Below are 10,797 nucleotides of genomic sequence, written 5' to 3'. Positions count from 1 at the left end.
TTGTTTTCTGAACGTTTCCGTTCTTTCCAACGAGTAAAAACTCTATACGAGATTTTCCAAGCTTCCAAATCGAAAGCCTGAGATCTGGTTCACATAGCTTAAAACCCGCGGAAATACGCGGAAAAATTCTTATTCCCGGAGCGACTAGGAGCAAAGTGTGGGCGATGGGTGCCATGATCAAGGGTATGACGTCACCAAAACTAGCCATTCAAACCGAACATGGACGCATGTATAGCCGTAGGGTTGGGGCCGAGGCAACGGTCCCATCGATTACGACAATCATTGGTATGGACCACGTTGACCTCACCGGGTGGGCTGGATATATGGCGGCCAAGGCGTTGTCCGACGATTCTCGTCTTGCACAGTCGGTGGCGCAGCCATCGTCGATGCGGTCGCTGGTGCGCCAGGCCGCATCGGCTGCTGAGGTCTACCGTGACGCGGCCGCCGCCCGCGGCGATAGGGTGCATTTTTATGCCGAAAACTACGCGCTCGCTCAGCTTGGTCTCGCCCACGATTTGGAACAAGCCAAGGGAGCCCTGGAACAGCACGGCGAGCTGGGATACGCCGCTCACTTTGAAAACTGGTGGCGTGACTATCGCGTCGAGCCGGTCCAAGCTGAAGTTACCGTGTGGAACGACAGCGTTGGCTATGCGGGAACCATTGATCTGGTGGCAAAGATTGCTGGTCGAACCTGCATCATCGACTACAAAACCAAAACCTCAGACCGCGATGGGATGGTGAAGCGGCCGGATGACAAGGTCATCATGCAGCTTGCCGCCGCATGTAAAGCTGAAGAGCAGATTGAGGATGCCGACGCAGGCCGCTGGAAGCCATGGACCTATGGCAACGATGTGATGCTGCTGGCCGTAGCACTCGGTGACAACGGCAGCCGCACCTTCATGGCCCCACCGGCGGCGATGCCCGAGTACTGGGCGAAGTTCTACGCCCTGCGCAGAAGCTGGGAAGCAACGCGCAATATTGTCCGGGACCGCAGCACGCTGGCGGAAATCACTCCGCCGCCACGATCCTAGCCAATGGCAACCACGTAGACTAGAAGAGCGGCGATCCAACGAAAAGGCTCACGGCATTCATCGACGTCAACAGAAGGTAGTCGAACAACTATGGCAATTTTGGGAATTCGGATCATCGGCGATCCTGTTCTACGCACCGAAGCGCAGGAGGTGACCGAGTTCGGCCCAGAAATCCAAAAATTGGTTGAAGACATGGACCAGACCATGGAGAACGTTGACGGCGCCGGATTGGCAGCACCCCAGGTTGGTGTTTCACTGCGGGTCTTTACCTACCAGATAGGCGACCAACGGGGCCACATCATCAACCCAAAATTAGAGCTAAGCGACGACTTTCAGCCGGACCACATTGAAGGCTGCCTGTCTATTCCGGGGATTTCGGCACCGGTGCCGCGCCGCCGTCATATCATCGCCAGCGGCTTCGATAAGTTCGGCAACCGGATCGAAGTGGAAGGCGAAGGGCTCTTGGCTCGTTGCTTCCAGCATGAGACGGACCATCTAGACGGCATCTTGTTCATCGACCGCCTGCCCGCGGAGCAGAAAAAGGCCGCATGGCGAAAGCTGCGCGCCGCGAATTATTCACAGACGGCAAATCAGACAATTGCACAGCGCTCGGGATCTCTAGGATCCAGCTTCGGCGCAGGATTAGGACACTAAGCTTATGCGGATCCTCTTTGCCGGCACCCCAGAGGTTGCCGTCACCTCACTGAACCACCTTCACGCAGCGGGCTTCGACATCGCCGCCGTACTCACTCGCCCCGATGCTCCACTTGGTCGAAAGCGTGTGCTGACCCCCTCGCCGGTTGCCGCACGCGCCGAAGAATTAGGCCTGCCAACGATCAAGGCTTCAAAGATCACTGCGGAAGTTACCGAAGAAATCGCCGACCTAGGCGTTGATGCCGCAGCCATCGTCGCCTTCGGCGGCCTGGTACCGCAGGCGGCTTTGGGCGTGCCAACGCACGGTTGGATCAACCTCCACTTTTCACTGCTGCCACAGTGGCGCGGCGCCGCACCGGTACAGCAGTCGATCATCCACGGCGACGACATCACCGGAGCCGTGACATTCCAGCTTGAAACCGGATTAGACACCGGTCCGGTCTTCGGGCAGGTGACCGAGGCGATTGGGGAACTTGACACCGCCGGCACCATGCTTGAAAAACTCAGCAACTCCGGTTCAATGCTGCTGGTCCAAACCCTGCAGGCCATCGATGCCGGCACCGCACAGGGCGTGCCACAGGCGGGTTCGCATACCTATGCTCCAAAAATCACCGACGTTGACGCGGAGCTTGATTTCACCCGAACAGCCACCGAGATCCGGCGTCGCGCGCACGGCACCACCCCGTTCCCCGGGGCGTGGGTCAAGGTGGAAGATCAGCGCTATAAATTCGGACTGCTGCATGAGCGCCGCGATGTCACCGACCTTGCCCCCGGCGAGCTTCGAATTGAACCGGGCAAGCAGCCAAGGGTATTCATCGGCACCAGCACCTGGGCCCTTGAACCAACGACCATTCAGCCTCCGGGCAAGAAAATGATGAACGCCTCCGACTGGGCCCGCGGCATGCTGACCCAGGGAACGAAAGTGAGCTTTGCATGAGCGGCCAGGAACGACGTGGAAATTCGCGCGAAAATCACGGGCGCAGCGAAAGCTTCGACGGTCAGCGGAGAAACGAACAGGGACGCACCCGCAACCGCGGCCAGGGCGGTAGTCCGCGCCGCTATTCCCAGGCGACCCCTGGACAGCGCAAGCGCAGCGCCGATCCAGCACGCCTGGTAGCCTTCAAAACCCTGCGCGAGGTCTCTACCGCCGACGCCTATGCAAATCTCGTGCTGCCAAAGTTGATCCGCGAGTACCGGCTGGTCCGCCGCGACGCAGGCTTTGCCACCGAGCTGGCCTACGGTGCACTGCGCGGGCAGGGGCTCTACGATGCAATTCTTACAACGCTGGTCGACAGGCCCCTGGCAGAACTTGACCCGGCGATCCTCGATGCCCTGCGCATCGGCGCCCACCAGCTGCTTGCCATGCGCGTACCAAAGCATGCGGCGCTGGACGAAACCGTCTCGCTCGCCCGGGCTCAGATCGGCGCCGGCCCCTCCGGGCTGATCAATGCCGTGCTGCGCAGGGTCAGCGAACGCTCCGCAGAAGATTGGGTGCAGCAGTTGACCGCGGCCGCCGACGGCGAATCAGCCAAGCTGGCCATTGAACACTCGCACCCGGAATGGATCGTCAGGGCCCTGCGCGGGGCGTTGATCGCCCACGGCCGCGATGGAAGTGAACTAGTTGACCTGCTGGCCGCGGATAACGCAGCCCCCGTGGTCAACCTGGTGGCGCTGCCCGGACTCGGCGACCTCACCGGCGCACTAGAAGCAGGGGCTGAAGCGGGAGAGCTGCTGGAAAATTCGGCAACCTACAAGCACGGGGACGTGGCCCGGGTACCCGGAGTGCGCGAGGGAACCGTCAGGGTGCAGGACGCTGGAAGTCAGGTCATGGCCCGGGCGCTGGCGAACGTGCAGCTGCCCACCGGGGGAGATGACCGCTACTGGCTGGACCTGTGCGCAGGGCCAGGCGGCAAGGCGGCGCTGCTGGGAGCCATTGCTGTCCAGCGCGATGCCCGACTCACCGCCAATGAACCAACCGCCCACCGCGCGCGCCTCGTGGAGAACTCCCTGGATGCGGTGCCCCATGACTACTGGATGGTCACCGAAGAAGACGGCAGGGTTTACGGGTCAGAGGACTATGCGGGGGACTACGACCGCATCATGGTCGACGCACCCTGCTCTGGGCTCGGCGCGCTGCGCCGCCGACCCGAATCGCGCTGGCGCAAGGCCCCCCGCGATATCCCGGAATTGACCAGCATCCAAGGTGAGATGCTCGACGCAGCGTTTAATGCGGTGCGCGTGGGCGGAGTCGTCGGCTTTGTGACCTGCTCGCCGCATCAGGCTGAAACCCGACTGGTTGTTGAGGATTTCCTCAAACGACATACCGACGCGCAATTGCTGGACACCGGTGCAGAAGTTTCAAAGGTCATGTATTCATCGGCTCCGGCGGCGGGACATGAGCTTGGCAGCGGAACTACCGCCCAGCTCTGGCCCCATGTCCACGGTACGGACGCCATGTTTATGGCGTTGTTGACCAAGACCGCCTAACCGACCAACCGGTCTTCGGCGCGTCATCTACTGCCAGCGTCCCGCGGGGCGCTGGCAGTATTGCTTATATACAGCCACTACCGATGCATGAATACCAGGAGCAATCTTGAGCACCGCGCGAATCCACCCTTCAATACTTTCCGCCGACTTCGCCAACCTTTCGGGCGAACTGCGTCGAATTCATACAGCCGACGGCGTCCATGTGGACGTGATGGACAACCACTTCGTTCCCAACCTCACCCTGGGCAAGCCGGTGGTCGAAGCACTGGAGAAGGTCAGCGACCTGCCCATCGACGTGCACCTGATGATTGAAAACGTCGATCGCTGGGCCCCCGAATATGCGCAGATCGGCGTGGACAGCGTGACGTTTCACGTAGAAGCCTCGGCGGCGCCGATCAGGCTCGCTCGTGAATTGCGTGCGGCAGGCACCAAGGCGGCCATGGCGCTGCGCCCCGCAACCCCCATCGAGCCCTACCTCGACATGCTCGGCGAATTGGACATGCTCCTGCTGATGACGGTGGAGCCCGGATTCGGCGGCCAGAAGTTCCTCGATCTGGTGCTGCCGAAGATCCGCCGTGCCCGCGCCGCCATCGAGGGATCGGGAAAGCCCATCGCCCTGCAGGTCGACGGCGGCATCTCCCGCGACACCATTTTGCGTGCGGCGCAAGCAGGTGCCGACGTCTTTGTGGCAGGGTCCGCCGTCTATGCTTCGGCGGACCCATCGGTAGAAATCGACGTGTTACGCAATCTTGCTCTGGGCGGACACGCCAGCGCACAAAGTGTGCAACAATAACTGATGTAACGTAAATACGTGCTCCGGGGTCGGTGAAAGTCCGAACCGGCGGTGATAGTCCGCGACCCGTTGTTGAGGCCACAAGCCAAGGCAGCGGTTGAACTGGTGAAATTCCGGTACCGACAGTTAAAGTCTGGATGGGAGAAGCACGGATTTGATTTACCTTTGGCGTTGCCATCGGCTCACTGAGAGGAGCCGTAGTTTCGGCAACCTTTAAGGTCCATCAAATGCACACCCCCGGAGCCGCCGCTTCGAGAAGGGTGGAAAGATGGATTTCCTGCGGTGGCTCGTTGAAGCTTTCAACTCACAAATAGTGATTGGCTCGTCCGCGCTTTTGGTGCGCGAAGTCGTCGGTAATATTTTTGGTCTTGCCAGCGCCGTAGGCGGCATGCGCCGCAAGGTCTGGGCTTGGCCCGTGGGCATCCTCGGCAACCTGTTGCTGCTCACCGTGTTCCTCGGCAGCCTGTTCGACACCGATTATGCAGCCAATCTATGGGGCCAGGCAGGCCGCCAGATCATGTTCATCGCTGTTTCGGTCTTCGGCTGGTATCGCTGGAAGCAGGCGCGCGACGGCGGCGGCTCTGCGGTGACCCCACAGTGGGCATCAAATAAGGTGCGTCTCGGACTCGTTGCAGTCCTGATTCTCGGTACTGTCGCACTGACTCCGCTGTTTAGAATCCTCGGTTCCTATGAGCCGGTTTGGGCCGACGCCTGGACCTTTGTCGGCTCGCTGCTGGCAACCTTCGGCATGGCCAAGGGATGGGTGGAATTCTGGCTGATTTGGGTTGCGGTCGACGCGGTGGGCGTTCCGCTGCTGTTCTCCGCCGGCTATTACGCCAGTGCGTTCATGTACCTCTTCTACGGCGCATTCACGCTGATCGGCTTCTTCGTCTGGGCTCGCGCCAAGAAGGAAGACAAGCCGCAGATTGAAACCGAACTGCCGGATCCCACGATTCAGAATCAGCGTTAATCGTTATGGTTACCGAAGAGCAACTTGCCGCAGCGCTGGACACGGCGCTGGAAACTGCCCGGCGCGGGCACCGCGGCGCCAACCCCTTGGTCGGTGCATGCGTCCTGGATGAGTCGGGCAGCCTGATCACGACGGGCTTCCATCTGGGTGCGGGCAACCCGCATGCCGAAATTGAGGCCCTTCGCCGCCTGGGACGCATCAGCAAGCAGCGCGCCAGCGAACTGACCATGGTTGTCACCCTAGAACCGTGCAACCACACCGGCCGTACCGGTCCCTGCGCTCAGGCCATCGCTCAGGCGGGGATCGGGCGGGTGCACTACGCCATGTCAGACACCACGGCCGCTGCCAGCGGCGGTGCCGACTACCTGCGTTCCGTAGGAGTCCAGGTCAGCCAGGGTGCTGCTGGGAAAGAGCTGCGCGAACTCAACCACCGCTGGATCCTTGCCAAGGAGCAATCCAGGCCGTTTATCACGGTGAAGACCGCCCAATCGTTGGACGGACGGATCAACGCTCCGGATGGAAGCAGCCAATGGATCACCTCCACCGAATCGCGGGCCCACGCGCATTCACTGCGTGCCAGGGTGGACGCGATCGTGGTGGGAACCAACACCGTTGAGCACGACAATCCTCGGCTCAACGCACGCACCCCGGCGGGGACACCCCTGCCGCGTCAACCACACCGGCTGATCATGGGGGAGCGCGACCTTCCGTCCGGACTGGCGCTTGAGTTCGACGAGCATTTCGAACAGGTTCGAACCAGGGATGCACGCACACTAGTGGAATTGGCCGCCGAACGGGGCTACGGCCATTTGCTAATCGAAGGAGGAGCGACCATTGCTTCTGCCTTTATCAGCGCCGATCTGGCCGACGAAATCTACTGCTACCAGGCTCCGCTGATCATCGGAGGCGGAGATTCATCGGTAAATATCGCCGGAACACGCACGTTGAGCGACGCGCGGCACTACCGCTTGGACGCCTACAGCAATGAAACGCTGAACCGACTGGGACCGGATGTCATGATGCATCTCGAACCGCTGCCGCGCAGCTAAACCCGTTCAAGGTACCGCAACACACCCAGGGCTTGTTTGCTGTACCCAAAAACGGGCTTCACCACAAACTTTTACAACAATTTTCGCCAAAGGAACACCATGTTTACAGGAATTGTCAGCGGGATCGGAACGATCACCGCCATTGAACACCATGCAGACCAAGACCTCGTAGTGCTCACTCTCAACGCGCCGGGCCATACCGAAGGCCTGGATCTGGGCGGGTCGCTCGCGGTCAACGGCGTCTGTCTCACCGCCACCGCACTTGACGGAGACACCCTGAGCGTCGATGTCATGGGTGAGACGCTGAACCGCACCACCACCGGCGACCTGACCGCCGGGGACAAGGTGAACCTCGAACGCTGCACCCCGGCCGGCGGACGCTTGGACGGACATGTGGTGCAGGGCCACGTAGACACCGTGGGACAGGTGCAATCGATCGTGAACCACGGCCAGTGGACCACCTTTAGAATTTCGGTGTCACGTGAGTATGCCCCGCTCACCGCCGAGAAGGGCTCCATTGCACTGGACGGAATTTCACTGACCATCACCGCGGTGTCGCCGTCCGACGCGGAAGAATCCGAGCACTGGGTTGAGGTGGGAATCATCCCCACCACCCTGAGCGCTACCACCATGGGCACCCGCCAGGTCGGGGACAATATCAACATCGAGGTGGACGTGCTTGCCAAGTACGTTGCACGCATCAACTCCTTTGGAGGTGCACGATAATGCAGAAGTCAACGCTTGATTCAATCCCCACCGCACTGGCGGCCCTGGCCGCCGGCAAGGCAGTGGTCGTGGTGGACGACGAAGACCGCGAGAACGAGGGCGATATCATCTTCGCCGCAGAACACGCCACCGCAGAACTGATGGCATTCACCATCCGCTACACCTCCGGAGTCATCTGCGTACCGCTGAGCGCCGAGCGCGCCGACGCGCTGCGCCTGGCGCCCATGGTCGGCATCAATCAGGACGCCAAGGGCACCGCCTTCACCGTCACCTGCGACGCGGCCAGCGGCATCAGCACCGGCATCTCAGCGGCAGACCGCGCCCTGACCAGCCGGCTGCTCGCCGACGATGCGACTACCCCCGAACAGCTTTCGCGTCCCGGGCACATCTTCCCGCTGCGAGCCGCCGCAGGAGGCGTGCTTGAACGCCGCGGGCACACCGAGGCAGCCGTGGACCTCTGCCGTGCTGCGGGGCTGCAGCCGGTGGGCGTCATCGGCGAGATCACCAAGGATGACGGCGAAATGATGCGCCTGGATGACCTGCGCGTCTTCGCCGCCGAGAACGAGCTGCCGCTGATCTCCATCGACGACCTGGCCCGCTGGCGCCGGGTCAACGACCAGATCGAGCTTACCGACCCGGTTGCGCTGCCGACGGCCTATGGCCAGTTCACCGCCCAGGCCGCGCAGGTCGAGGGACATGAACACGTAGTCCTCAGCCACCCCGGCCCCAACGGCGCCTCCGCCGGCAACCTGGTGCGCATCCACTCCGAATGCCTGACCGGCGACGTGCTCGGCTCATACCGCTGCGACTGCGGCGAACAGCTGCATGCGGCGATGAGTCGGCTGGCCGCAGAAGGAGGACACCTGGTCTACATCCGCGGACATGAAGGACGCGGCATCGGCCTGGTCAACAAGCTGCGCGCCTACGCGCTGCAGGAACACGGCATGGACACCCTGGACGCAAATCTGCACCTGGGATTCCCTGCCGATGCCCGCGAATACTTCGCCGTCGCGGCCATCCTGAAGAAGCTCGGGCTCGAAGAAATCAGGCTGCTGAGCAACAACCCTGACAAGTGCCAGAAGCTCACCGATGCGGGGATCACCGTTACCGAGCTGGTTCCCAGCAGGGTCGCGCCGCGCCGCGAAAACGAAGACTACCTGCGCACCAAGCAGTCCCGCTTCGGACACCAGCTGAATCTGCCGTCCAACCTCGACGCCGACGAACACTTCGGCGCCTAAGTACCACCACAACACCCCAAGGAGCACACCATGAGCAAGCACGGAGCACCAACCAATGTCGGCGATGAACTGCGCGCACTGGCGCAGGGCGGAACCCTGTCCCAACTGAAGGTCGCCATCGTGGCCGCCAGCTGGCATGAGGTCATCATGAACGGACTGATCGACGGTGCCCAGCGCGCCGCCAAGGACGCAGGCCTAGCAGGGCAAACCACGTTGATCCGTGTGACGGGCACCTTCGAACTGCCGGTGGCGGCCGCCACCCTCGCGGGGGATTACGACGCGGTCATCGCCCTGGGCGTCGTCATCCGCGGCGGCACCCCGCACTTCGACTACGTGTGCCTCGCCGCCACCAACGGGCTGACCGACGTGGCGGTGGACACCAAGACCCCGATCGGCTTCGGCGTGCTCACCTGCGATACCGAGGAACAGGGGCTTGACCGGGCAGGACTTGAGAACTCCAGCGAGGACAAGGGCTACGAGGCCTACAGCGCGGCGGTCATGACCGTGGCGGCGCTGGCCTAGCGGAACTGCGTCATAAAGGGCCGCTCAAATTCAGCAGCCGCTGCGAAAACCGATAAGGTAGAAGCGTGAAAACTTTTGACGAGCTCTTCAGCGAACTATCGCTCAAGGCAGAAACCCGCCCGGAAGGCTCTGGAACCGTCATCGAACTCGACTCCGGTGTCCACGGCATCGGCAAGAAGATCGTCGAGGAGGCCGCCGAGGTGTGGATGGCCGCAGAATACGAAACGGATGAGGCCGCTGCCGAGGAAATCTCCCAGCTGCTCTACCACGTGCAGGTTCTCATGATCGCCAAGGGTCTGTCCTTGGCTGACGTCTACAAGCATCTATAGCCGTCGCGCCGGCGCGGGTCCGCTCCCACTCAAGGACCGGACCCGCGCCTCCGCACGGCGGCAGAGACAACAGCCAACGAATACACACTCCTTGGCGCTTGTTTTAGGCATCACGCCGCAGCGCCACCCTGACCGAAAGAGTTAGAAAATGCTCCGCGTAGCCCTGCCCAATAAGGGTGCACTCTCCGACATCGCTTCCACCATGTTCAAGGAAGCCGGCTACCTCCAGCGCCGCGATTCGCGTGAACTGGTTCTGGTGGACGAGGACAACCAAGTTGAATTCTTCTACCTGCGTCCGCGCGATATCGCCGTCTATGTAGGCCGCGGCATCCTGGACGTAGGCATCACCGGCCGCGACCTGTACCTGGATGCGGACGTCGACGACGACGTCGAGGAACAGCTCTCACTGGGCATCGGCAAGTCGGCCTTCCGCTTCGCCGCTCCGGTGGGCGCCTTCACCGACGCGAGCGAGCTGAACGGCAAGCGCATCGCGACCAGCTACGATGTGCTGCTGCGCCACTACCTTGAAAAGTCGGGCATCGACGCCTCGGTGGTCCGCCTGGACGGCGCGGTTGAATCCTCGGTGCGCCTGGGCGTGGCCGATGCGATCGCCGATGTGGTGGAAACCGGCAACACCATCAAGGCAGCCGGCATGGAAATCTTCGGCGATGTGCTGCTCGCCTCCGAGGCGGTTTTGATCGGCCGCGTGGGACACAAGCCGGCTGGACTCGAGGTGCTCACCCGCCGCCTGAACGGCGTGCTCGTGGCGCGCCAGTACGTGATGCTTGACTACGACGTACGCCGCGAACTGGCAGATCAGGCCTGTGCGCTGACCCCGGGCCTTGAATCGCCCACGGTCTCCGACCTGGCAAACTCCGACTGGTGCGCAGTGCGCGCCATGGTGAAGAAGTCGCAGACCAACAACATCATGGACGAGCTCTACGACCTCGGCGCCCGCGCCATCCTGGTCAGCCAGATCCACGCCTGCCGCATCTAAG

General features: G+C 61.9%; 12 protein-coding genes and 1 riboswitch. All 12 genes read left to right on the top strand.

Features of this window, described 5'->3' with window-relative positions; translation table 11 throughout:
* The first annotated feature begins 287 nt into the window (after positions 1-287).
* The 12 genes from RUH64_RS10495 (at position 288) to hisG (ending at position 10,796) form a co-directional block, all read left to right on the top strand.
* Positions 288-1,031 (top strand): PD-(D/E)XK nuclease family protein, encoded by a 744-nt coding sequence (locus tag RUH64_RS10495; RefSeq protein WP_313813212.1) that lies wholly within the window; start codon positions 288-290, stop codon positions 1,029-1,031.
* A 90-nt stretch (positions 1,032-1,121) separates the two neighbouring features.
* A complete protein-coding gene (gene def / locus RUH64_RS10490; RefSeq protein ID WP_313813211.1) occupies positions 1,122-1,685 on the top strand; it encodes a peptide deformylase in 564 nt (187 codons plus the stop codon).
* 4 nt (positions 1,686-1,689) lie between these two features.
* Positions 1,690-2,622, top strand: a complete 933-nt coding sequence (gene fmt, locus RUH64_RS10485; protein ID WP_313813210.1) for a methionyl-tRNA formyltransferase — start codon at positions 1,690-1,692, stop codon at positions 2,620-2,622.
* Complete coding sequence (locus RUH64_RS10480; RefSeq protein WP_313813208.1) at positions 2,619-4,172, top strand: transcription antitermination factor NusB; 1,554 nt, start codon at positions 2,619-2,621, stop codon at positions 4,170-4,172. Before fmt ends, RUH64_RS10480 begins: the two co-directional genes overlap by 4 nt.
* Positions 4,173-4,278: 106 nt before the next feature.
* On the top strand, positions 4,279-4,965 hold the full coding sequence (rpe, locus tag RUH64_RS10475; RefSeq protein ID WP_313813206.1) for a ribulose-phosphate 3-epimerase: 687 nt from the start codon (positions 4,279-4,281) through the stop codon (positions 4,963-4,965).
* A gap of 15 nt (positions 4,966-4,980) precedes the next feature.
* A riboswitch (FMN riboswitch) is annotated at positions 4,981-5,118 on the top strand.
* A gap of 115 nt (positions 5,119-5,233) precedes the next feature.
* A complete protein-coding gene (gene pnuC / locus RUH64_RS10470; RefSeq protein WP_313813205.1) occupies positions 5,234-5,935 on the top strand; it encodes a nicotinamide riboside transporter PnuC in 702 nt (233 codons plus the stop codon).
* 5 nt (positions 5,936-5,940) lie between these two features.
* A complete protein-coding gene (gene ribD, locus RUH64_RS10465) occupies positions 5,941-6,984 on the top strand; it encodes a bifunctional diaminohydroxyphosphoribosylaminopyrimidine deaminase/5-amino-6-(5-phosphoribosylamino)uracil reductase RibD (RefSeq protein WP_313813201.1) in 1,044 nt (347 codons plus the stop codon).
* Positions 6,985-7,083: 99 nt separating this feature from the next.
* Entirely contained in the window at positions 7,084-7,710 is a 627-nt protein-coding gene (locus RUH64_RS10460; RefSeq protein ID WP_313813200.1) for a riboflavin synthase, read from the top strand.
* On the top strand, positions 7,710-8,948 hold the full coding sequence (gene ribB, locus RUH64_RS10455) for a 3,4-dihydroxy-2-butanone-4-phosphate synthase (RefSeq protein ID WP_313813199.1): 1,239 nt from the start codon (positions 7,710-7,712) through the stop codon (positions 8,946-8,948). Before RUH64_RS10460 ends, ribB begins: the two co-directional genes overlap by 1 nt.
* A gap of 30 nt (positions 8,949-8,978) precedes the next feature.
* Entirely contained in the window at positions 8,979-9,470 is a 492-nt protein-coding gene (gene ribH, locus RUH64_RS10450; RefSeq protein ID WP_313813196.1) for a 6,7-dimethyl-8-ribityllumazine synthase, read from the top strand.
* Positions 9,471-9,535: 65 nt separating this feature from the next.
* Positions 9,536-9,799: a phosphoribosyl-ATP diphosphatase gene (locus tag RUH64_RS10445; RefSeq protein ID WP_313813195.1), complete on the top strand. Its 264-nt coding sequence runs from the start codon at positions 9,536-9,538 to the stop codon at positions 9,797-9,799.
* A gap of 148 nt (positions 9,800-9,947) precedes the next feature.
* Positions 9,948-10,796 (top strand): ATP phosphoribosyltransferase, encoded by an 849-nt coding sequence (hisG, locus tag RUH64_RS10440; protein ID WP_313813194.1) that lies wholly within the window; start codon positions 9,948-9,950, stop codon positions 10,794-10,796.
* Position 10,797: the final 1 nt, after the last annotated feature.

The sequence above is a fragment of the Glutamicibacter sp. genome, assembly GCF_032154645.1.
Taxonomy (GTDB): Bacteria; Actinomycetota; Actinomycetes; order Actinomycetales; family Micrococcaceae; genus Glutamicibacter.
The sequence above is the reverse complement of the archived record's forward strand: the minus strand, read 5'-3'. Positions and strand labels throughout refer to the sequence as shown.

What these genes read in the sequence shown, in the direction of transcription:
- RUH64_RS10480 (WP_313813208.1), top strand. Translation starts at nt 2,619, where the DNA reads ATGAGCGGCCAGGAACGACGTGGAAATTCGCGCGAAAATCACGGGCGC.
- hisG (WP_313813194.1), top strand. Translation starts at nt 9,948, where the DNA reads ATGCTCCGCGTAGCCCTGCCCAATAAGGGTGCACTCTCCGACATCGCT.
- RUH64_RS10460 (WP_313813200.1), top strand. Translation starts at nt 7,084, where the DNA reads ATGTTTACAGGAATTGTCAGCGGGATCGGAACGATCACCGCCATTGAA.
- RUH64_RS10495 (WP_313813212.1), top strand. Translation starts at nt 288, where the DNA reads ATGGACCACGTTGACCTCACCGGGTGGGCTGGATATATGGCGGCCAAG.
- def (WP_313813211.1), top strand. Translation starts at nt 1,122, where the DNA reads ATGGCAATTTTGGGAATTCGGATCATCGGCGATCCTGTTCTACGCACC.
- ribD (WP_313813201.1), top strand. Translation starts at nt 5,941, where the DNA reads ATGGTTACCGAAGAGCAACTTGCCGCAGCGCTGGACACGGCGCTGGAA.
- fmt (WP_313813210.1), top strand. Translation starts at nt 1,690, where the DNA reads ATGCGGATCCTCTTTGCCGGCACCCCAGAGGTTGCCGTCACCTCACTG.
- ribB (WP_313813199.1), top strand. Translation starts at nt 7,710, where the DNA reads ATGCAGAAGTCAACGCTTGATTCAATCCCCACCGCACTGGCGGCCCTG.
- pnuC (WP_313813205.1), top strand. Translation starts at nt 5,234, where the DNA reads ATGGATTTCCTGCGGTGGCTCGTTGAAGCTTTCAACTCACAAATAGTG.
- ribH (WP_313813196.1), top strand. Translation starts at nt 8,979, where the DNA reads ATGAGCAAGCACGGAGCACCAACCAATGTCGGCGATGAACTGCGCGCA.